The 22,226-nt window shown below is 73.0% G+C and carries 17 protein-coding genes; 8 read left to right on the top strand and 9 right to left on the bottom strand.

Annotated elements, in window-relative coordinates:
- Positions 1–61 precede the first annotated feature (61 nt).
- The 3 genes from M1E25_RS01020 (at position 62) to M1E25_RS01010 (ending at position 3,424) form a co-directional block, all read left to right on the top strand.
- On the top strand, positions 62–1,846 hold the full coding sequence (locus tag M1E25_RS01020; RefSeq protein WP_372500490.1) for a glycoside hydrolase domain-containing protein: 1,785 nt from the start codon (positions 62–64) through the stop codon (positions 1,844–1,846).
- A gap of 7 nt (positions 1,847–1,853) precedes the next feature.
- Positions 1,854–2,825, top strand: a complete 972-nt coding sequence (locus M1E25_RS01015; protein ID WP_251407872.1) for a penicillin-insensitive murein endopeptidase — start codon at positions 1,854–1,856, stop codon at positions 2,823–2,825.
- Between the two features lie 95 nt (positions 2,826–2,920).
- On the top strand, positions 2,921–3,424 hold the full coding sequence (locus tag M1E25_RS01010; RefSeq protein ID WP_251407868.1) for an NUDIX domain-containing protein: 504 nt from the start codon (positions 2,921–2,923) through the stop codon (positions 3,422–3,424).
- 111 nt (positions 3,425–3,535) lie between these two features.
- Here M1E25_RS01010 and M1E25_RS01005 read toward each other — a convergent pair whose 3' ends face one another.
- Positions 3,536–4,030 (bottom strand): hypothetical protein, encoded by a 495-nt coding sequence (locus M1E25_RS01005; RefSeq protein ID WP_251407865.1) that lies wholly within the window; start codon positions 4,028–4,030, stop codon positions 3,536–3,538.
- Between the two features lie 363 nt (positions 4,031–4,393).
- Entirely contained in the window at positions 4,394–4,807 is a 414-nt protein-coding gene (locus M1E25_RS01000; RefSeq protein ID WP_251407862.1) for an ATP-binding protein, read from the bottom strand.
- A 408-nt stretch (positions 4,808–5,215) separates the two neighbouring features.
- Here M1E25_RS01000 and M1E25_RS00995 point away from each other — a divergent pair, with 408 nt between their 5' ends.
- Positions 5,216–7,111: an NAD-binding protein gene (locus M1E25_RS00995; RefSeq protein ID WP_251407859.1), complete on the top strand. Its 1,896-nt coding sequence runs from the start codon at positions 5,216–5,218 to the stop codon at positions 7,109–7,111.
- A 62-nt stretch (positions 7,112–7,173) separates the two neighbouring features.
- Here the strand turns inward: M1E25_RS00995 and M1E25_RS00990 are convergent, their stop codons facing one another.
- The 6 genes from M1E25_RS00990 to iolC form a co-directional block, all read right to left on the bottom strand.
- A complete protein-coding gene (locus tag M1E25_RS00990) occupies positions 7,174–8,034 on the bottom strand; it encodes an ABC transporter permease (RefSeq protein ID WP_372500489.1) in 861 nt (286 codons plus the stop codon).
- Entirely contained in the window at positions 8,031–10,763 is a 2,733-nt protein-coding gene (locus M1E25_RS00985) for an alpha/beta fold hydrolase (RefSeq protein WP_251407856.1), read from the bottom strand. Before M1E25_RS00985 ends, M1E25_RS00990 begins: the two co-directional genes overlap by 4 nt.
- A 173-nt stretch (positions 10,764–10,936) precedes the next feature.
- Complete coding sequence (locus tag M1E25_RS00980; RefSeq protein WP_251407853.1) at positions 10,937–12,430, bottom strand: CoA-acylating methylmalonate-semialdehyde dehydrogenase; 1,494 nt, start codon at positions 12,428–12,430, stop codon at positions 10,937–10,939.
- A gap of 30 nt (positions 12,431–12,460) precedes the next feature.
- Positions 12,461–14,341, bottom strand: a complete 1,881-nt coding sequence (iolD, locus tag M1E25_RS00975; protein ID WP_251407850.1) for a 3D-(3,5/4)-trihydroxycyclohexane-1,2-dione acylhydrolase (decyclizing) — start codon at positions 14,339–14,341, stop codon at positions 12,461–12,463.
- Positions 14,338–15,270 carry a 5-deoxy-glucuronate isomerase gene (gene iolB, locus M1E25_RS00970; protein WP_251407847.1) on the bottom strand — a complete coding sequence of 311 codons (933 nt, stop codon included), beginning with the start codon at positions 15,268–15,270 and terminating at the stop codon, positions 14,338–14,340. Before iolB ends, iolD begins: the two co-directional genes overlap by 4 nt.
- 82 nt (positions 15,271–15,352) lie before the next feature.
- Entirely contained in the window at positions 15,353–16,303 is a 951-nt protein-coding gene (gene iolC, locus M1E25_RS00965) for a 5-dehydro-2-deoxygluconokinase (protein ID WP_251407844.1), read from the bottom strand.
- 289 nt (positions 16,304–16,592) lie between these two features.
- On the opposite strand from iolC, the gene M1E25_RS00960 reads away from it, so the two are divergent.
- Both M1E25_RS00960 and M1E25_RS00955 read left to right on the top strand, forming a co-directional pair.
- Positions 16,593–17,513, top strand: coding sequence for a sugar phosphate isomerase/epimerase family protein (locus M1E25_RS00960; RefSeq protein WP_251407841.1), 921 nt, complete (start codon positions 16,593–16,595; stop codon positions 17,511–17,513).
- 248 nt (positions 17,514–17,761) lie between these two features.
- Positions 17,762–17,965 (top strand): helix-turn-helix transcriptional regulator, encoded by a 204-nt coding sequence (locus tag M1E25_RS00955; protein WP_251407838.1) that lies wholly within the window; start codon positions 17,762–17,764, stop codon positions 17,963–17,965.
- A gap of 126 nt (positions 17,966–18,091) precedes the next feature.
- On the opposite strand, the gene M1E25_RS00950 is transcribed toward M1E25_RS00955, so the two are convergent.
- Positions 18,092–18,862 carry a DedA family protein gene (locus M1E25_RS00950; RefSeq protein WP_251407834.1) on the bottom strand — a complete coding sequence of 257 codons (771 nt, stop codon included), beginning with the start codon at positions 18,860–18,862 and terminating at the stop codon, positions 18,092–18,094.
- Positions 18,863–19,045: 183 nt separating this feature from the next.
- On the opposite strand from M1E25_RS00950, the gene M1E25_RS00945 reads away from it, so the two are divergent.
- Positions 19,046–19,336, top strand: coding sequence for a heavy-metal-associated domain-containing protein (locus M1E25_RS00945; RefSeq protein ID WP_251407831.1), 291 nt, complete (start codon positions 19,046–19,048; stop codon positions 19,334–19,336).
- Between the two features lie 19 nt (positions 19,337–19,355).
- Complete coding sequence (locus M1E25_RS00940) at positions 19,356–21,752, top strand: heavy metal translocating P-type ATPase (RefSeq protein ID WP_251407828.1); 2,397 nt, start codon at positions 19,356–19,358, stop codon at positions 21,750–21,752.
- Positions 21,753–22,226 lie beyond the last annotated feature (474 nt).

Raw genomic sequence — 22,226 nt, 5'->3', positions numbered from 1 at the left:
CACCCCAACGTCCCAGGGGGCGGCGGCCCGGTCCGGCGCGCTCCCAGCAGAAGGAGTCGGCGTGACAGCGCGAGCAACCATCACCGAACGACGGAGGAGACCCGGCCCGGCGGCACGCCTGGGGCGGCTCGCCGCCCTCGCGGCCCTCGCGGGCCTCACCGCCGTGTCGGGCATCGGAAGCGCCACGGCCGCCCCGGCCCCCGTTCCGGATGACAAGGCGGTCGTCTACCGCGGCTATCAGATCCGGGTCCCGTCCTCCTGGCGGATCGTCGACCTGGACGAACACCCGCGGGCCTGTGTGCGGTTCGACCGGCCTGCCGTCTATCTCGGCCGGCCCGGTGACCGGAACGACTGCCCCGCCGGCCTGATCGGCCGGACGGCGGGCCTGGTCGTCCAGCCCATCGACCGGCAGAGCGCCGAGCAGGTCACCGACACCACAGCCGTCGCGCGGCGGGGCAGCGCCACCGCCCCCTCGGCCGCGTCGGAGAACGACACGATCCGGATCGCGGTCGAGGACGCGGGCGTGCTCGTCACCGCCGCCCACACCCCGCGCACCCGAGGCCAGGTACGCGGCATCCTCGACTCCGCCGAGCTGACCGCGGACGCCCGGCGCACCGAACTGCCCGCCGCCGGTGACCGCGATTCCGCCCCGCTCGCCGCGGCAGGTCCGCAGCCCGGCGACTTCCTCGGCAAGGGCTTCGACGCCTGCGCCGCACCCTCGCAGGCGGCCATGGACGCCTGGCTGGCGAACTCGCCCTACCGAGCCGTGGGCGTCTACATCAGCGGCGCCACCCGGGCCTGCTCCCAGCCCAACCTGACCTCGACCTGGGTGAACAACCAGACCGGCAAGGGCTGGCGCCTGATTCCCATCGACGTCGGCCGGCAGGCCCCGTGCTCGGCCTTCTCCAACAGGATGTCGAGCGATCCGGCGACCGCCCGCTCCCAGGGGGCCGGCGCGGCGAGTGCATCGGTGACCGCGGCCCAGAACCTCGGCGTTCCGGCCGGCAGCGCCCTCTACAGCGACATCGAGGGTTACGCGTCCACCGCATCCTGCAAGGCGGCGGTCATGTCGTACCTCTCGGGCTGGACCGAGCAACTGCACGCGCAGGGCTACCTGTCCGGCCTCTACTCCAGCGCGTCCTCCGGCATCGCGGACGCCGTGAGCGTCTACGACGACCCGGCTTACCTGCGTGTCGACCACATCTGGTTCGCCTGGTGGAACGGCCGGGCCGACACCGACGGCGGCAGCTACGTGCCCGCCACCCACTGGGCGAACCACCAGCGGCTTCACCAGTACGCCGGAGAGGTGTCCGAGTCCTACGGCGGCTACCCGATCAACATCGACCGCAACTACCTCGACGTCGGCTCCGGGACGCCCCCGCCCGCCACATGCACCACGACGAACCTCGACTTCACCGCGTACCCGGTGCTCCGGTCCGGGGCGACGGGTGCCCCGGTGCGGGCGGCCCAGTGCCTGCTGGAGAGTGCCGGGTACAGCCCCGGCTCCGGGACCCCGACCGGCACCTACGACGCCGCAACCGTGAACGCCGTCCAGGCCTTCCAGAGTTCCCGGGGCCTGACCGCCGACGGCATCACGGGGGCCCGCACCTGGACCGCGCTGCTGTCCCGCGGCACCACCCCGACACTGCAGAACGGCTCCACGGGTGAGGCCGTGCGGCGCCTGCAGCGCGCCCTGACGGCGGCGCTCGGCCGGACCGTCGGGATCGACGGCATCTTCGGCTCCGGCACGGACCAGGCCGTGCGGGACTACCAGTCGACGCGCGGGCTCGGCGTGGACGGCATCGTCGGCGCCGGCACCTGGTCCGCGCTCCAGTCCGGAAGGTGAGCCCGACATGACCCGACTCCGCAGACTCGTCACGCTGTTCGCCACCGTCGCGGCCCTGCTCCTCGGCCTCGGCACACCGGCGCATGCGTATTCCCAGGCCTTCTTCCCCACCCGGAGCAGCGGCGACCGGGGGACGGACGTGGTGGCGCTGCAGCACCTGTTGACGGCGCACGGCTGGAACGTGTCCGCCGACGGCGTCTTCGGCTCCGGCACGGACCAGGCCGTGCGGGGCTACCAGTCCGCCGAGGGGCTGGGCTCGGACGGGATCGTCGGACCGGCCACCTGGGGTTCGCTGGTCGTCACCGTCCGGCAGGGCGACAGCGGGCCCGCGGTGCGGGCCGTGCAGAGCCTGCTCGACGCCAAGCGCGGCACGGGGCTTTCCGCCGGCGGGACGTTCGACGCCGCAACCGACGGCGCGGTCCGGTCGTTCCAGAGCCACGCCGGGATCACCGCGGACGGCATCGTCGGTCCCACCACGTGGCGGAACCTGCTGTGGCACTTCGAGAACCTCGGCTTCGACGCCGGGACGATGTGCCCCCAGAGCCCCGACGGCAACACCGGCGCCCACTGGGCCACGGCGTCAGCCGTGGGCGGACTCGAGGCGGCAGCCGCTGCGTTCGCCGCGACGGGCAACGGTGATCTGGCGGTCGGGGACGCCGGTTTCGAGCACGGCGGCGACATCCCGGGGCACGGAAGCCACGAGGTCGGCCTGGACATCGACGTGTGGCCCGTCCGCACCGACTCGGCCCAGTGCACGGGCCCGCGCATCACCTGGGAGTCCACGGCCTACGACCGGGCGGCCACCCGCCGGCTCGTCCAGGAGGTACGCGCCGCAGCGCCCGGCCACATCGCGCTCGTCTTCTTCAACGACCCGCAACTGATCGCGGAGGGCCTGACGCAGCAGTACGCGAACCACGACAACCATCTGCACGTCCGATACTGCGAGAAGATCCACCCCAACTCGCTGTACGACTGCTGAACCGGCGCGTTCCCCTCCCGCCGGCAGCGGCCCGCGCTCCTCGCGCGGACCCGCTGCCGGCTCCGGGCGGCCGCCCCGGTGCGGAGAGGACGACTGTGACCCGGCAGCTCACCGATGACCGGAGCGGGGCCCTCGAGCCCGCGACCGCCTCCATGACGCTCCTGGTGGCCGCGGTCATCGTCCACGACACCGCCACCGACCGCGTGGTGCTCCTCCAGCGCGGCGAGAACGCCAAGTTCGGGCAGGGGCTGTGGGATCTCCCGGCCGGCAAGAGCGACCCCGGCGAGCCCGTCACCGCCACGGCCGTTCGCGAACTGCGCGAGGAGACCGGGCTGATCGTCGCGCCGGGGGCGCTGGAGCTCGCGCAGGTCGTGCACGGTGCCTGGGGTGTCGAGTCGCCCGGCGGTTTCCTCACCGTGGTCTTCGTGGCGCGCAGCTGGGAGGGCGAGCTCCGCAACTGCGAGCCGGAAAAGCACTCCCGGGTGTGCTTGGCCGACACCGCCGCCCTCCCGTCCGCGTTCGTTCCCAGCACCGCCCGTGCCCTGCGCCGCTATCTGGACGGCGAGGGTCCGCGTGCGCTGCTCCACGGGTGGGATTAGCGGGTCGCCCCAGGGGAAGGGCCGGGCGGCCACCCACCCGGGTTCCCGGGCAGTGCGAACGCCCCGGAGCAGTGACCCCTCCGGGGCGTTCGTGGGCAGACGTCGTGGCCGTCAGCCGAGCAGGCCGCCCAGCACGCCGCCGACACCGCCGACGACGCCACCCACCAGGCCGCCGCCGTCCTGCTGTCCGTCGCCGCCGCCGGAGGGCGTCGTGGAGGGCTCCGGAGCCGTGGTCGCCGAGGGTTCGCTCGAGTTGCTCTCGCTGGGCGGGGCGACCTCGGTCGGCTGCTGGGTCTGCTCGTGGCCGAAGTTCGCCGAGGACGTGGAGGTGCTGACCGCCTGCTGCTGGACGGCCTCACGCTTCTCCGCAGCGCTCCGGCTGGACCGGATCTGCTCGGCGCGGTCGTCGATCAGCTTCGGCTCCGCGGCGTGCTCCGTGGACATCGCGGTCGGAATGAGGTCGTCGTGCTGTGCGGACGACGCCGACAGGTCCTCGGCCGCAGCCGAAGCCTCACCCGGCACCGCCTCGTCGGACATGGCCTGCGTGTGGACCGGACCGTCGGATGCGGAGTTGATGCCCAGGGCAAGCGTTCCCGCGACCCCCATGACCGCGGCAGCCTTGACCGCTGCCGAGCCTGCCCTGTTCACACGACCGGAACGCCGATGTCTACCCATGTGCACTTCTCCCGTAATCATTTTTTCGGCTGCGCGGATAGTAAAGCTTGTTCATGTCAAGATGCACGAGCCAGGAACGTGTTGGTTCTGTGTAAGTGATGAGACATAGCGGACCCAACGCCAACATGTCGCACCGTCCACGGAGCGCGGGCGACATACGAACGTGCCGAGCGTCACCGTCCACGCGGCGGACCGCACCCTTCCGGAACGGCCCTTCCGCGAGCACCGGTCCCGGCCGAGGGCGTGTTGCGAAAGCCCCGCCCCAGGGGCGGACGACGCTCGTGGGCAATACACCTAGCCAAGGGCCACGCCCAAGGTGACGACCGCGCCGACCGCGCCGACCGCGATCTCCAGCTGGTCGGTGAGCCGGCGGGTGAGCCACAGGCCGCGACCACCCTCCCCGGCCAGCAGCCCCGGCGGCTCCGGAGGGATGACCTCCTCGGTGAACCCCGGGCCGTTGTCCGTGACCCTGCAGTGCAGCGTGCCCTCCTGCCGGTACAGCACCAGACGGCCCATGCCGCCGCCGTGCTCGACCGCGTTGCACGCCACTTCGTGCACGGCGAGCACGAAGTCGCCGAGCCTCGGCTCCTCCAGCCCCGCCCTCGCGGCGCACTCGGCGATCCGACGACGCACCCCGGGCACGTCGCCCAGTCGGAACTTCGCCTCGAGCAGACACCCGTGGGGCGGTGCTTCCGCGTCCGCGTTCATCGAGAACCACCTCCAGCACGACGTGCCCCACCGGACTCCGACCGTCCGCGGCGTTTCCGGACCGCCGGCGGTCACCCCCTCTCGCACGGGAGCCCGGCCACGGCCGGCGGCACCCGGGGACCCTGCGTACGCGACGTGGCCGATACGCACGTGTGAAGCTACTCCGCGTCATCGAACGGCACCCCATGTCACCGGAATTGCACCGGCGCATATGCATTTCGATCGGTTCAGCGAACAGACTGCTCGCGAGTGGCCGATACGCTTTCGCCGATCGATCAATTGCCGTCGGGGGACGAGGACTTGGGGCAGGATGACCGACGGGATCCGCTGCGGAAGCACTCCGTCCCCGGCAGCCGGCCGTGCGAGGCGAGCTCGTACCGGCGACGACGACCGGACCGCGAGGTGGACGTGACGACCCTCCCCAGCCAACTCCCCCGCCCCGTCCGCAACGGCCACCTGGTGGTGGTCGGCGACGACGCCCTGGCCTTCCGGCTGGCCGAGGAGCTCTCCGGCGTCTACGGCATGCCCGTCACCGTCCTGCTGCGCTCCCTGCGCCGCGACCACGGACCCCGGATCGCCGGGCTGATGCAGGAACGCCCCGGCCGGGTCACGGTGGTCGAGGCCGCGCAGCCGGACGACGACGCACTGCGCGAGGCCGGGATCGCCGACGCCGTCGCCCTGGCCCTCCTCCTCCAGGACGACCGGTCCAACATCCACGCCGCCCTGCGCGCCCGCCGCATCAACCCCGACGTACGGCTGGTGCTCCGGCTGTTCAACCGCAAGCTCGGCCGGCACCTCGAGGAAATGCTGGAGCGGGCGGTCGCCATCCGGGCACCGCATCTGCGGTCCTACGAACTGGACTCCTCCACCACCGTGCTCTCGGACGCGGACACGGCGGCCCCCGCGCTGGTCGCCGCCGCCGTCGTGGGTCACAGCAAGGTCGTGCAGGCCGGCGGACTGCTGCTGCGCGCCAAGGAGCGGCCACTCGGCATCGACGGCAGCAGACCCGCCCTGTGCACCCTCGCGTTGCTCTCCGACTCGGCAGCGGACCCGGGCGGGGAGGACACCGAACCGGCCGGCGAAGGCCCCCACCTGCTGCCCGATCAACAGGCCGTCGACCGCGCCGAGGGGATCCGCGGACGGGTCGTGCTGGAGGCCATCACGCGAGGGCCCGGACAGCCGGCCCCCCGGAGAACACCGTCCCGGCTGCCCCTGCGGGAACTCTTCTCCCGCCGACTGCTCGCCACCCTGGCCGTACTCATCGCGCTCCAGGTCCTGTTCGCCCTCCTGACGTGGCGGGTCTCCGGCGGACCTCCGCTGCGGGCCGCCTACATGGCGATGCTCGATCTGCTGAACATCAACGACCCCGCGATCGGCGAGGGCAGGGGACGGCAGGTCCTCCAGTTGCTTTCCGGACTGGCCGGCATGGCCCTGCTGCCGGTGATGTTCGCCATGGTGCTGGAGAGCCTGGGGGCGTTCCGGGCTGCGTCGTCGCTCCGCTCACCGCCCCGGCGCCTGTCCGGGCACCTCGTGCTGCTCGGTCTCGGCAAGGTCGGCTCCCGCGTTCTGGAGCGGCTCAACGAGCTGGGGATGGACGTCGTCTGCGTGGAACAGGACCCGGAGGCGCGGGGCGTGGCCGTGGCCCGGGCGCGCCGGATACCGGTCGTCATCGGGGACGTGACCGAGGAGGGCGTGCTGGAGTCCGCCAACGTGGCCCGCAGCCGGGCCCTGCTCGCCCTCACCAGCAACGACAGCATCAACCTCGAAGCGGCGCTCTACGCCCGCCAGATCGAGCCGCGACTGCGGGTCGTGATGCGGCTGTTCGACGACGAGTTCGCGACGACCGTCTACCGGGCCATGCGCGACTCGTACCCGGAGGCCCGGACCCGGAGCCGGAGCGTGTCCTCGCTGGCCGCCCCCGCGTTCGCCGGAGCCATGATGGGCCGGCAGATCCTGGGGGCCATCCCCGTGGAGCGCCGGGTGCTGCTGTTCGCGGCGGTGGAGGTCGGGGGGCATCCCGCGCTCGAGGGGCGCACGGTCGAGGAGGCGTTCGAGCCGGACGCCTGGCGGGTGCTGGCGCTCGACCTGGCCGGACCGGAGGACCGCCGCCCGGACCTGGCCGCCGCGCCGGAACCCGTCCACCGCCTGAGGTCGCACCCGCCGGAACTGGAATGGGAACTGCATCCCGGCTACGTGCTCCAGCCCGAGGACCGTGTGGTCATCGCCGCCACCCGGCACGGTCTCGCCCGCCTGCTGCGGCAGCCCGACGGCCGCACCGCCTCGCCGGATCCGACCGCCCCCTGACCAACGGCGACGCGCCCGCCCGGACCGGGGCAGGCGCGTGTCCATGGGTCTCCGGGCAGCCGTCAGGAGACGACGTCCTTGTTCCGGAAGTGCCGGAACGCCAGGGCGAACAGAACGAGCGCGAAGGCCACCGAGACCGCAGCACCCTTGATCATGGCCCCGCGCTCCAGCTCCGGCTGGAGCGCGTTGATCCAGGCGAACTGCCAATGGGCGGGCAGCAGTTCACGCCAGTCGCCGAGCGCCGTCACCGCATCCAGCACATTGCCGACGATGGTCAGGCCGACCGCGCCGCCGACCGCGCCCAGCGGGGCGTCCGTGACCGTGGAGAGCCAGAAGGCCAGTCCCGCGGTGACGAGTTGGCCGACGAAGAGGTAGCCGACGACGAGGGCGATCCTGGCCGCAGCCGTGCCCGCCGGGAGCGAACCTCCGGTGGGCAGGATCAGATCCCCCCAGCCGTAGGCGACCGATCCGGCCACCAGCGCGACCAGCGGCAGCAGCACCATCGCCGCCGCGCTGAACACCAGGGCGACGACGAGCTTGCTCAGGAGCAGGCGCGCCCGCGGCACCGGGGCCGCCAGCAGATACCGCAAGGACGACCAGTTCGCCTCCGAGGCGACGGTGTCGCCGGCGAACAACGCCACCGGAACGACCAGGACGAAACCGGCCGAGACGAACAGGCAGGCCGTGGCGAAGTTGAGGCCCGAGGCGGTCGCCGTGTCGATCAGCGTGATCCGGCCGCGCCCCCGCTCGGGGTCGCCGCCGATCGCGAACGCAGCGATGAGGACGAACGGCAGGGCCGCGAGGACCGCCGCCGTGATCAGCGTGCGGCGCCGCTTCAGCTGGCGGACCGCCTCGACGCGCAGCGGCAGGGTGTTCCGGGCGCGGTAGCCGGGCGCGGAGCCGACTGGTGGGAGCGTGCTCACGCGGATCCTCCGATCAGAGTGAGGAACGCGTGCTCGAGGCGGTGCTCGGTGCCCAGGCGGTCGACCGGGATCTCCAGACGGACGAGTTCGGCGAGGAACGCGTGCGCGCTGACGCCGTCGAGACGGACCAGCATGCCCGTCTCGGTGACGTCGGCGGACGCCACCCCGGGCAGCGCTGCCACCTTGTCCAGGACGACCTGCGAGGGTGGCCCCCCGGCCACCCCCACGGCCAGGGTGTCGCCGCCGTCCCCGGTGATGTCGGTGACCGGGCCGGCGGTGACCAGCCGTCCGCGGTCCATGACGACGAGATGGGTGCAGCACTGCTCGACCTCGGCCAGCAGATGGCTGGAGACGATGACGGTCCGCCCGTCCGCCGCGTACCGGACCAGGACCTCACGCATCTCCCGGATCTGCGACGGGTCGAGGCCGTTGGTCGGCTCGTCGAGGATGAGCAGGTCGGGCAGGCCCAGCATGGCCTGGGCGATGGCGAGCCGCTGCCGCATGCCCTGCGAGTACGTACGCACGGGCCGGTCGACCGCGTCGCCGAGCCCCGCGATCTCCAGAGCCTCCTCGACCCGGGCGTCGGCCGCCGGGCGTCCGGTGGCCTTCCAGTAGAGGTCCAGATTGGCGCGGCCGGTCAGATGGGGCAGCGAGCCCGCCCCCTCGACGAAGGCGCCGACCCGGGAGAGCACGGGGGCTCCGGGGACGACCGGGTGGCCGAAGACCCGGATGTCGCCGCCGTCGGGCCGGATCAGGCCCATCAGCATGCGCAGCGTGGTCGTCTTGCCGGCGCCGTTCGGGCCGAGGAGACCGAGGACCTGTCCGCGTTCGACGCGGAAGGAGAGGTCCTGCACGGCGTAGCGGTCCTCCGAGCGGGCGTAGCGCTTGGTCAGGCCGTCGATGACGAGCGGCACGTCGGCGAGTCCGGGATCGGCGCCCGGCGCTGTGATGCGGCGGCGGCCGGTGAGGAGGATCCCGGCGGCGACCAGGGCGCCGCCGGCCGGGAGGCCCCAGACCCACCAGGGCAGCGACGAGGAGGCGGGGTCGGTGCGGACGCCGGGGGCGGTCGGCACGGTCAGCGCGGGACGGTCGAGCGACACGGAGTACGTGGCGGGCTCGGCGGGCGAGCTGTAGGCGAGGTCGGTCGCTGCCAGGGCGAGGCGCATGCGGTGGCCCGCGGCGAACTCGTGGTCGACCGGGGGCAGCCGCAGTTCGAGGGTCCGGCCCTGTTCGGCACCGCTGATCCTCACGGGTGTGACCAGGTGGGACGGCAGCAGTTGCTGTCCGTTGGGACCGACGTCGTAGACCTTGGCGAACAGCACGGCGCCGTCGGGTGCCTTGACGTGGACGCGAGCCGCGGGCGAACCGGTGAGGCGTACCGCCTGCTTCAGCGGGCGGGACTGGAAGGTGGCGGTCTGGCCGGGGTAGTCGACGGCCACGCCGCCGCCGATGGCCGCCAGCCGGTCGAAGCCGCCGGCGCCGGGCATGCCGGAGATCGCGGGCGGGGTGGCGCCTGCCGGGTTCTCGACGTGCTGCTCGCGTCCGGTGAGCGGGATCGTGCGGGTCGCGGTCCCGTCGAGGCCCGGATAGCGGCTGCCGGTGGCACCGCGCAGGCGCGCCCGTCCGTCGGTGGTGTCCACGCCGCCGCTGCGGGAGACGCGGAAGGGCGGGCCGGTGTCCGCGGTCCGGTCGCCCTTGAGGTAGCGGTCGAACCAGTGGGTGACGCGGGCGCGTACCCGGTCGGTCTCCTGGTCGCCGCCGTCGTGGCCGCCGGCGAGCCAGTCGACGGACACGGGTGCGCCGTTGGACTTGATCTTCTTGGCCATCGCGTCGGCGTTGCTGAGCGGGAACAGCGAGTCGCTCTGCCCCTGGAAGATCAGCGTGGGCACGTCGATGCGGTCGCCGACCGCCGACGGGCTGCGCGCCTCGAGCATGCGGCGGGCCTCGTCGTCGGGCTTCCCGGAGGAGGCGACGCGCTGGTACATGGCGCACAGCGGCTTCTCGAACCGGCCGCAGCCGGTGTCGGTGCGGCTGGAAGGGGCCGGTGCGCCGGCCGCGGTGTTGCCGCCGAGAGCGGTCCCGAAGGAGCCGGTGGTGAAGAAGAAGCCCGCCCACATCTTCTTGAAGACGCCGTTCGGGAAGAGGGCGTCGGCGAGGTTCCAGTAGGTGTTCTGCGGAGCGATCGCGTCGACGCGGTCGTCGTATCCGGCGGCGAGCAGTGAGGCGGCGCCGCCGTAGCTGGCCCCGGTGACGCCGACGCGCGGGTCCCCACGGTGGTCGAGCTGCACCTCGGGCTGCCGGGCGAGCCAGTCGATGAGCCGGCGGACGTCGTTGCCCTCGTTGTGCGGATCGTTGATGCCGATCTTGCCGGTGGATCTGCCGAAGCCGCGGGCGGACCAGGTCAGGACGGCGTAACCGTGCTGGGCGAGCCGGCGGGCCTCGGTGTCGAGGTCCTTCTTGCTGCCCCCGAAGCCGTGGCCGAGGAGGACGGCTGGGCGGCGCCCGGTGTCGCCCGCCGTGTAGTAGGAGGTGTCGATCCGTACCCGGTCGTCGCTGCCGGGCGACTGCGGGAGTGCGAGGCGGCGGCTCTCGACGTTCACGCCGGGGTCGCCGTCGGCGGCCTGGGCCGGGGGGACGGCTGCGGTGCCGACGAGGGCGGCGAGCGCCGCGGCACCGGCGGCCAGACGCCATCGGAAGCCGGGCATACGCCGTCGCATACGGATATCCATGCCCCGGATCCTATGCAGCGGGCCGCGAAGCATTCCTCGGCCCGGGCGTGACCCCGGCCACCCGTACCGGAGGTTTACGGCATCCCGGGCGGGGGCGGAAGCCGGCCGGTGAGGTGCCGGGGGAACCGCCGGTCCCCTGCCCCCCGGCGGAGGGCAGGGGACCGGGCCGCAGCTCAGTGGTTGCGGGGGAAGCCGAGGTCCACGCCGCCGTCGCTGGGGTCGGGCCAGCGGGTGGTGACGACCTTGCCACGGGTGTAGAAGTGCACGCCGTCGTTGCCGTAGATGTGGTGGTCGCCGAAGAGCGAGTCCTTCCAGCCGCCGAAGGAGTGGTAGCCGACCGGCACCGGGATCGGCACGTTGACGCCGACCATGCCCGCCTGCACCTCGAGCTGGAAGCGCCGGGCGGCGCCGCCGTCGCGGGTGTAGATCGCCGTACCGTTGCCGAACGGCGAGGCGTTGATCAGCGCCAGGCCCTCCTCGTAGGTCTCGGCGCGCAGCACGCACAGCACCGGGCCGAAGATCTCGTCGCGGTAGGCGTCGCTGTCGGTGGAGACCTTGTCGAGCAGGCTCAGGCCGATCCAGTGGCCGTTCTCGTGGCCCTCGACGGTGTAACCGGTGCCGTCCAGGACGACCTCGGCGCCCTGGGCGGCTGCGCCCTCGACGTAGGAGGCGACCTTGTCGCGGTGCGCCTTGGTGATGAGCGGGCCCATCTCGGAGGACGGGTCGTTGCCGGGGCCGATCTTGATCTTGGCGGCGCGGTCGCTGATCTTCTGCACCAGCGCGTCGCCGGTGTCACCGACCGCGACAACGGCGGAGATCGCCATGCAGCGCTCGCCGGCCGAGCCGTACGCGGCGGATACGGCGGCGTCGGCGGCCGCGTCCAGGTCCGCGTCGGGCAGCACCAGCATGTGGTTCTTGGCCCCGCCGAGGGCCTGGACCCGCTTGCCGTTGGCGGAGGCCGTCGCGTGGATGTAGCGGGCGATCGGGGTGGAGCCGACGAAGCTGACGGCCGCCACGTCGGGGTGCTCCAGCAGCCGGTCGACGGCGACCTTGTCACCGTGGACGACGTTCAGCACGCCGTTCGGCAGCCCGGCCTCGGACATCAGCTGCGCGACGCGGAGGGCGGCCGACGGGTCCTTCTCGCTCGGCTTCAGCACGAACGTGTTGCCGCAGGCGATGGCCAGCGGGAACATCCACATCGGCACCATGGCAGGGAAGTTGAACGGCGTGATGCCGGCGACGACGCCCAGCGGCTGCCGGATCGAGGACACATCCACCCGGCTGGAGACCTCGGTGGACAGCTCGCCCTTGAGCTGGGTGGTGATGCCGCAGGCCAGTTCGACGATCTCCAGGCCGCGCGCGACCTCGCCGAGCGCGTCGGAGTGGACCTTGCCGTGCTCGGCGGTGATCAGCTCCGCGATCTCGTCGCGGTGTCCGTCGAGCAGCGCCCGGTAGGCGAAGAGCACCTTCGTACGGGCGGCGAGCGAGGACGTACCCCAGGTCGCGAAGGCGGCCTTCGCGGCGGCGACAGCGGCATCGACCTCGCCGGCGGAGGCGAGCGCGACCCGCGTGGTCTCGGCGCCCGTGGCCGGGTCGGTCACCGGGCCGTCGTTGCCCGACGCCCCCTGGACGGTCCTGCCGTCGATCCAGTGGTCGATGGTCTTCATGGGTAACGGACCTTTCTCGCGTCGGGAGGTCTACAGGTGCCGGCGCCGGTCGGCGGCGTGCCGGTCGTACTCCTCACGTGCCTTGGCTGCGGCCGGCCGGGTCGCGGTCTCGGCCACCGGGACATCCCACCACGCCTGTGCGGCGAGCGCGCCGGACACTGTGTCGGTTGTTGCCGTCTCCACATAGACACATGTGGGGCGGTCCGAGGCACGGGCGGCCGCGAGTGCCTCCTTCAGTTCCCCGACGGTACCCGCGCGCAGGACGTCCATGCCGAGGCTGGCGGCGTTGGCGGCGAGGTCGACGGGGAGCGGGTCGCCGGTGTAGCTGCCGTCGGCGGCGCGGAAGCGGTAGGCAGTGCCGAACCGCTCGCCGCCGGTGGCCTCGGACAGGCCGCCGATGGAGGCGTACCCGTGGTTCTGCACGAGCACCACGTTGATGCCGATGCCCTCCTGGACGGCCGTGACGATCTCGGTGGGCAGCATCAGGTACGTGCCGTCGCCGACGAGCGCCCACACCGGCCGGTCCGGCGCGGCGAGCCGGACGCCGATGGCGGCCGGGATCTCGTAGCCCATGCAGGAGTAGCCGTATTCGACGTGGTACTGGCGCGGGGAGCGGGCGCGCCAGAGTTTGTGCAGGTCGCCGGGGAGGGATCCGGCAGCGTTGATCACCACGTCCTCGTCACCGACGACCGTGTCGAGGGCGCCGAGGACCTGCGGCTGGGTGGGCCGGGTGTCGTCCGCGGCGTGGAAGGCGCGGTCGACGACCTCGGCCCACGCCTCCTTGCCGGCGCGGTACTCCGCTTCGTACGCGGGATCGACGCGGTGGCCGGCGAGCGCTCCGGTGAGTGCCTCGAGACCGGCGCGGGCGTCGGCGATCAGCGGCAGCGCGCCCATCTTGTGGGCGTCGGAGGCGTCGGCGTTGAGGTTGACGAAGCGGACTCCGGGTGCGGCGAACAGGGTGTTCGAGGCGGTGGTGAAGTCGCTCCAGCGGGTCCCGGCGCCGATGACGACGTCGGCGGTACGGGCCACGTCGTCGGCGACGGCGGTTCCGGTGTGGCCGATGCCGCCGAGGTCGGCCGGATGGTCGTGGCGCAGCGCGCCCTTGCCGGTCTGGGTGGAGGCGACGGGAATGCCGGTGGCCTCGGCGAACGACGCGAGCGCGGCCTCGGCGCCGCTGTGGTGGACGCCGCCGCCGGCGACGACCAGGGGGCGAGCGGCCCCGCGGATGGCTCGGACTGCGGCGGCGAGCGCGGAACCGTCGGGGGCGGGGCGGCCGATGCGCCACACCCGGTCGGTGAAGAACTCCTCGGGCCAGTCGTAGGCCTCGGCCTGGACGTCCTGGGGCAGCGCGAGGGTGACGGCGCCGGTGTCGACCGGGTCGGCGAGCACGCGCATCGCCCTGAGGGCGGCGGGGATCAGGGCCTCGGGTCGGGTGACGCGGTCGAAGTACCGGGAGACCGGCCGCAGGCAGTCGTTGACGGACAGGTCGCCCGCGTACGGGACTTCGAGCTGCTGGAGGACCGGGTCGGCGGGCCGGGTGGCGAAGGTGTCGCCGGGCATCAGCAGGACGGGCAGCCGGTTGACGGTCGCCAGGGCCGCTCCGGTGACGAGGTTGGTGGCCCCGGGACCGATGGAGGTGGTGACGGCGTGCGCGGAGAGCCGTCCGGACTGGCGGGCGTAGCCGACGGCCGCGTGGACCATGGCCTGTTCGTTGCGGCCCTGGAGGTAGGGCAGGCGTTCGTGGCCGGTCTCGAGGAGGGCCTGGCCGATGCCGGCGACGTTGCCGTGGCCGAAGATGCCCCAGCAGGCGGCGATCAGCCGGTGGCGGCGGCCGTCGCGCTCGGTGTACTGGCGGGCCAGGAACTCGGTCAGGGCCTGGGCGACGGTGAGGCGTCGGGTGGGGGCGCTCATCGGTTCTCCTGCGGGTCCGTGGGGTTCTGGGAGTGCAGCGGCAGCCGGGGGTCGACGTCCTGGCCGGGCCAGGTGGAGCGGATCCAGGCGTGGTCGGGGTGGTCGCGGATCAGCCACTGGCGTTCGGCGCCGGGCCCGGCCATCACGTTGAGGTAGTACATGTCGTGGCCGGGTGCGGCGATCGACGGGCCGTGCCAGCCGTCGGGGATGACGACCGCGTCGCCGCTGCGGACCTCGGCGAGGACGTCGGTGGTGCTGCCGGGCCCGGAGGGGGTGACGCGCTGGTAGCCGGTGCCGGGTGTGCCGTGCGCCTCGGCGATCTCGAAGTAGTAGATCTCCTCCAGCCGGGTCTCCTCGCCGGGTCGTTCCTCGTCGTGCTTGTGCGGCGGGTAGGAGGACCAGTTGCCGCCGGGGGTGAGCACCTCGACCGCGATGAGCCGGTCCGCTTCGAAGACCCCGGCGGCGAGGAAGTTGTGGACCTGCCGGGAGCAGGCGCCGCTGCCGCGCAGTTCGACGGGCACTTCCTCGGCCGGGCCGTAACGGGCGGGGAGCCGGCGCTCGCAGCGGGCGCCGGTGAGTGCGAACCGGCCGCCGGCCTCGGAGCTGACGGACACCCGGGTGTCGCGAGGCACGTAGGCGAAGTCGGTGACGCCGGCGAACACACCCTCCCGGCCCGCGAGTTCGAACGTCTCGCCGTCGGCGGTGACGGTGCAGGACCCGGCCAGCGGGAGTACGGCCCATTCGCTGTCGCCGGTGCCGAAGTCGTGCCGCCCGCCGGGCGGAAGGACGAGGGTCCGCAGGGAGCAGTACTCCCATCCGGCTCCTTCCGGGTCGATGTCCAGGGCGTACGCGCCGCCGGCGGTGGTGCCCGCGGGCCGGTGGTGACGGCTGCGGCGGTGGTGGTCGGACGGTTCGTCGGGGGCTGTCATCGGGCCTCCTGGAGGGTGCGGACGTTCGGGGAAAGGCGGGTGTCCACGGGATGTGCCGCGGGCCGGCCCGGGGGCCAGCGGGTCACCGTTCTCGGAGGAGTTCCTCGACCTCGGCCCGGGTGGGCATGGCGGAGGAGCAGGCGAGGCGGGAGGCCACGATGGCGCCGGCGGCGTTGGCGTACCGCATGGTCCGTTCGAGGCCCCAGCCCTCGCGCAGGCCGAGGCACAGCGATCCGCCGAACGCGTCGCCCGCGCCGAGTCCGTTGACCACCTCGACGGGTACCGGTGGCACCTCGGCGACGGTGCCGTCCCGGTGCACCGCGAGCACGCCCTTCGGGCCCTGCTTGACCACGGCCAGTTCGACGCCTGCGGCCAGCAGTGCCTCGGCGCAGGCACGGGGACGGTGCTCGCCCGTGGCGACGGCGCATTCCTCGGTGTTGCCGACGGCGACGGTGACGTGCGGGAGGGCCGCGGCGTAGTGCGGGCGGGCCTCGTCCGGGCCGCCGTTCCAGAACATGGGCCGCCAGTCGAGGTCGAAGACCGTGGTGCCGGCCTCGGCACGGGCCTCGAGGGCGGTGAGGGTGGCGGTCCGGCTGGGTTCGGCGCACAGGCCGGTTCCCGTCATCCAGAAGATGCGGGCGGCGCGGACGGCGTCCAGGTCGAGTTCGTCCGCCGCGATCTCCAGGTCGGGCGCCTTGGGCTGCCGGTAGAACCAGAGCGGGAAGTCGTCGGGCGGGAAGATCTCGCAGAACGTGACGGGCGTGGGGTACTGCGGAACGGGCGTCACCCAGCGGTCGTCCACTCCGAAGTCGCGCAGGGCCCGGTGGATGTAGTCGCCGAAGGGGTCTGCACCGGTGCGGCTGATGACGGCGGCGTCCAGGCCGAGCCGGGCGGCGGCGACGGCCACGTTGGTGGCCGTCCCGCCGAGGAACTTCCCGAACGTCTCGACCTGCGCGAGCGGCACCCCGGCCTGGAGGGGGTAGAGATCCACCCCGATGCGGCCCATGGTGATGAGGTCCCGTGACCGGCGCATGCGAGCCCTTTCGTTCGGCGGACGGGCGGGCTGTCCGATGGGGACGTGCCCGGCGGAACCCTTCTCGTACCCGCTCCGGGGCCCGCACTCCCCCGGAAACCGTCCGCCCGGGGGAGGGAAAAAGGGCCGGGCCCCTTCCCCGCCCACCGGTCAAGGCGATGTCCCGATCTGCCGATGTCGTTCTTGACAGCGGGTCGAAACGGTGGTCACGCTGCCGCAGACGACGGTTCCTCTCCCCACGGCATCCGGTGCCGCGCCGCGGCGCAGCCCGGCACAAGGAGATCGACGCATGACCGACGGCCGCACTCCCGCCCCCGTTCTCGACCGCATCCGGGTCGGCTCGGCACCCGACTCCTGGGGCGTCTGGTTTCCCGAGGATCCGCTGCAACTGCCCTGGTGGCGCTTTCTCGACGAGGTCTCCGAGGCCGGCTACGACTGGATCGAACTCGGCCCGTACGGCTACCTGCCCACCGATCCGGCCCGGCTGGCCGACGAAACCGGGCGGCGCGGTCTGCAGGTCTCGGCCGGCACGGTGTTCACAGCGCTGCACCGCGGCCCGGACGTCTGGGACGCCACCTGGGAGCACGTCTCACGGGTGGCCGCCCTGACCCGGGCGATGGGTGCCCGCCACCTCGTGGTGATTCCCTCCTTCTGGCGCGACGACAAGACCGCGAAGGTGCTGGAGAGCCCCGACCTGACACCTGAGCAGTGGCGCCATCTGACCGGTGGTACGGAGGAGTTGGGCAGACGCGTGCGGGAGGAGTTCGGGCTGGACATCGTGGTGCACCCGCACGCGGACACCCACATCGACGGCGAGGCGAACGTCGCCCGGTTCCTCGACGGCACCGATTCCGGCCTGGTCTCGCTCTGCCTGGACACCGGCCACTACGCCTACTGCGGCGGCGACAGCGTGCAGCTGATCGAGACCTACGGCGACCGCATCGGCTACCTGCACCTCAAGCAGGTCGATCCGCAGATCCTCGCCGAAGTCGTGCGCGACGGCGTGCCGTTCGGCCCGGCGGTGGCACGTGGAGTGATGTGCGAGCCGCCGCACGGCGTGCCCGCGCTGGAGCCGGTGCTGACCGCGGCCCAGGGACTGGGCGTCGACCTGTTCGCGATCGTCGAGCAGGACATGTACCCGTGCCCGCCGGACCGGCCGCTGCCCATCGCGCGGCGCACCCGGCGGCTGCTGCGCGGTTGCGGCGCCTGAGCAGCCGCCGGGGCGGGTTTGCGGCGGCAGGACGGGCAGAGGTCCGTCCCGCCGCCGTCCCCTGTCACGGCCCGGCCACAGTTGTCACGGTTGCGCGAGTTGCGCGTCACAGAGGCTCGACAGCCCCTGCCCGGCCCCGGGCGGCGTCGTTGGAGCGGGCACAGGCCGAAAGATCATCAGTGGCCCCACCGCGGCTCCCTCGCCGGCTCCACCGGGCCGCTGCCGCGGCGGGCGAGGAGGTTCGTCCCATGACCGACCGGAGTCTGTGGTCGTACAAGGAGATCGCCGCGCACATCCGCGTCCAGCCGGAAACCGTCCGCTCCTACCGGAAGCACGGACTGCTCCCGGCGCCCGATCTCGTCGAGGGCGGCAGGCCGTTCTGGTTCGCGGACACCATCCGCACCTGGGTCACCCGCAGACCGGGCAACCGGGGCCGCCCACCGCTCAGTTGAGACCCTCCGAGTCGGCAGGGGGTGTTTTCCCGCCGCCTGCCGTCGCCCGGCAGCGGGCGGGGAGCGTCGCGGGTCCCGCCGACTGTCCCCGGTGACGCCTTCCACCGGGGCGGCCGACGGCCCGTCTCAGTCGTCCGCCGCCCCGCCGCGCTCGCCGATGCCGAGGGGACGGGCTCCGCCGGGGCCCCGGGAGGGGCCGCTCGCTCCCGGGCCGTCGTCGCGCTTCCGGTCACCGGCGTTCCCGGCGGCTCCGCCCCCGGTGCCTGCGTTCCCCGGGCCGGAGCTCCCCGTACCGGCCCGCCCGGGCGCAGCGTTCTCGGCCGCGGCGGCTTCGGCGGCCTCCCGGCTGCTCACCCGGCGACGAGCGGAGCGCTGCACCAGGAGGCCGGCCCCGGCGACCACCGCCGAAATCGCGAAGCCGATGGACGCAGCGTAGAACCGGTTCTCGGCGACCGCGCTGCCGAGATAGCCGAGGAACACCGAGTACGACGCCCAGATGCTCTCGGCGATCACGGCGCCCACCAGGTAGCGCCGCCGCGGGTAGCCGGTGACGCCTGCGGCGAGACCGCCGATGAGCCGCCCGCTGGGGAGGAACCGCACGGCGATGACGAAGGGCACCCCGTAGCGGTGTATCTGCTCGGTGGTCCAGGCCAGCAGCGTCCGGCGGCGCGTAGTGCGCCGCGCCCATCCGTGGACCGGGCGCCGGAAGCGGCTGCCGAACCAGTGGATGGCCAGATCGCCGAGGACCGCGCTGCCGGCGACGACCAGCAGGACGACGACGATGTTCAGCCGTCCGTGCGACGCGAGGACTCCCGCAGCGACGAGGATTCCGGCGTTGGGCACCAGCGGCGGGGCCGTCGTCGCCGCCAGCACCAGGTACGTCCCGAGCGTCTGCATGGCGGCCGCCCCTCGTCGGTGCGGCGCCGGGCGGTGCCGCGATCCGTATTCCGAGGCTGTCACGGGGGCCACGCCGCAGCAACGCGCATCACGGGAATACCCCCAAGGGGTATAACGTTGAGAGGGTGGAGGCCGCCGGGGAGGCACCCTGGTGGCAGTCGGAACATCCCGAGGAGGACGACCATGACGGCCGAGACGAACGGAACCTGCTGCGGCTCCGGCCAGGGGGAGACCGAGTCCCCCGAGAGCGTTGGCACCGGCAAGGTCCGGGCCGTGTACCGCGTGGCCGGCATGACCTGCGGGCACTGTGAGGGAGCCGTACGGGAGGAACTGGCCGCGGTGGCCGGGGTCAGCGCGGTCGACGCCGTTGCATCCACCGGTCTGGTGACCGTCACGTCCGCCGCGCCCCTGGACGATGCGACCGTGCAGGCCGCGGTCGACGAAGCGGGCTACGAGTTCGTGGGCCGGGGCTGACCCGAGAGGAGGACATCGGATGACCAGCACGATGCCCGGCACGGGCGGGACGAAAAGCGCTGACCGCCCCCGGGTGGAACTTGCCATCGGCGGGATGACCTGCGCGTCCTGCGCCGCCCGGATCGAGAAGAAGCTGAACCGGTTGGACGGCGTGGACGCCACGGTCAACTTCGCCACCGAACGGGCGCGGGTGTCGTTCACGGCACCGGTCGCCGTCGCCGACCTGATCGCCACGGTGGAGAAGGCCGGTTACACCGCCGCCGAACCGGAGCCGGAACCGCAGCCCGAACCCGGCCCCGGGACGGCACCCCGGCCCGGCGGTCCGGTCGCCGAATCCCGGCCGCCGGCCGAGCCGGACGACACGGCCTCCCTGCGGCAACGCCTGCTGGTCTCGTTCGCCCTGTCACTTCCCGTCGTGCTGCTCGGCATGATCCCGGCGCTGCAGTTCGACAACTGGCAGTGGCTGTCACTCACCCTCGCCGCACCGGTCGCCGTCTGGGGCGGGCTGCCGTTCCACCGCGCGGCCTGGGCCAATGCCCGGCACGGCGCCGCCACGATGGACACCCTGGTCTCCGTGGGCACCCTCGCCGCATTCGGCTGGTCCCTGTGGGCGCTGTTCTTCGGCGACGCCGGCATGACGGGCATGCGGCACGGCTTCGACCTGTTCCCGGGGCTCGACGGACGCGCGCAGGGCTCGTCGGCGATCTATCTCGAAGTCGCCGCCGGAGTGATCACGTTCATCCTGCTCGGCCGCTACCTGGAGGCGAAGTCCAAGCGTCGGGCGGGCGCCGCGCTGCGCGCGCTGCTCGAACTCGGCGCCAAGGACGTGGCCGTGCTCCGGCCGGACGGGCGCGAGGAACGCATCCCCGTGTCCCGCCTCGACACCGGGGTGCGGTTCGTCGTCCGCCCCGGGGAGACGATCGCCGCGGACGGCCATGTCGTCGAGGGCGGCTCCGCCGTGGACGCCTCGATGCTCACCGGCGAGTCGGTGCCGGTGGACGTGGCGGCCGGGGACGGCGTGACCGGCGGGACCGTCAACGTCTCGGGCCGGCTGGTCGTGGAGGCCACGCGGGTCGGCTCGGACACCCAGCTGGCGCGGATGGCGCGGATGGTCGAGGAGGCCCAGAACGGCAAGGCCCAGGTGCAGCGGCTGGCCGACCGCATCTCCGCGGTCTTCGTGCCCGTCGTCCTGGTGCTCGCCGCCGCCACGCTGGCCGGATGGCTGCTGGCCACCGGTGAGGCGACGGCCGCGTTCACCGCCGCGGTGGCTGTGCTGATCATCGCCTGCCCGTGCGCTCTCGGTCTCGCGACCCCGACGGCCCTCATGGTCGGCACCGGCCGCGGTGCGCAGCTGGGCATCCTCATCAAGGGTCCGGAGGTCCTCGAATCGACCCGGCGGGTGGACACGGTCGTCCTCGACAAGACCGGCACCGTGACGACGGGGACGATGCACCTGCAGGACGTGATCCCGGCGCCCGGGGTCACGGAGCGCGAACTGCTGCGGTTCGCGGGCGCGTTGGAGCACGCGTCGGAGCATCCGATCGCCCGGGCCATTGCGGCGGGTGCCGCCCAGCGGCTCGCCGCGGGAGACACAGCGCGCTTCGCCGGGGACAACGGCCACGAGTCCGGAACGGGGAACGGCCTGCCCGCCCCCGAGCATTTCGAGAACGTCTCCGGTCTCGGGGTCCGCGGCACCGTCGACGGCCGGAGGGGGCTGGTCGGCCGCCGCGCGCTGGTGACCGGCGACCACGACCCGGCGACGGACACCGGGGCCGCCGCACTGCCCGCCCGGACGGCCGAGGCCTGCGCCGCCGCCGAGCGGGAGGGGCGCACGGCGGTGCTCGTCGCCTGGGACGGCGAGGTGCGCGGTGTGCTGACGGTGTCGGACTCGGTGAAGGACTCCAGTGCCGAGGCGGTCTCCCGGCTGCGCGGCCTGGGCCTCGACCCGGTGCTGCTGACCGGGGACAACCGTGCGGTGGCCGAGTCGGTGGCGCGCGAGGTGGGGATCGAGGAGGTCGTCGCCGAAGTGCTGCCGCAGGACAAGGTGGCCGTCGTCCGCCGGCTGCAGCAGGAGGGCCGGGTGGTCGCGATGGTCGGGGACGGCGTGAACGACGCCGCGGCGCTGGCGGTCGCGGATCTCGGCCTGTCCATGGGCACCGGGACGGACGCCGCGATCGAGGCGGGCGATCTGACGCTGGTCCGGGGCGATCTGCGGGTCGCGGCGGATGCCATCCGGCTGTCGCGCCGGACCCTCGGCACCATCAAGGGCAATCTGTTCTGGGCGTTCGGCTACAACGTGGCGGCGCTGCCGCTCGCGGCGGCCGGTTTGCTCAACCCGATGATCGCGGGGGCCGCGATGGCCTTCTCGTCCGTGTTCGTGGTGACGAACAGTCTGCGCCTGCGAACATTTACATGATCCACATCAATGGCACAACATCCTCACCCAAGGGCCTCGATCTCCCAATCGAGGCCCTTGCCCTCATTGGGGCCCGTATGGCATGAGACGCAGATCACATCGATCCGAACGTAACCATCGTGGGGGGTCGTGAGTCTAACCATGCGGTACCAGGCTCCGGAGGAGTCCGGTACCGGCCAAGCCGGAGTCGTCTTGGGGGACGGCGCCGACTCGCGTGGCCGGGACACGTGCCCGGGGAGCTTTGAGCGGCCCTCCCGCACGCACGCGTCCCGGCAGATCGCAGTGGGCTGCGACCGAAAAGCCCCCGGCCGGATCCCGTGGGGGGAATCCGAACCGGGCCTGGAAGGCGCCTTGCTCCGACCCGTGGGGGGATCGGACGCGAGGCGCCTTCTTCTTGGTGCGCACGCCTCGTCCACCGACCGCACGGCACGACGCGCAGCTCCGCGTTCATCGCGGACCTGCGCGCCCGCGCGC

The organism is Streptomyces meridianus (assembly GCF_023703325.1).
In the GTDB taxonomy this organism is placed as follows: domain Bacteria; phylum Actinomycetota; class Actinomycetes; order Streptomycetales; family Streptomycetaceae; genus Streptomyces; species Streptomyces meridianus.
The sequence above is the reverse complement of the archived record's forward strand: the minus strand, read 5'-3'. Positions and strand labels throughout refer to the sequence as shown.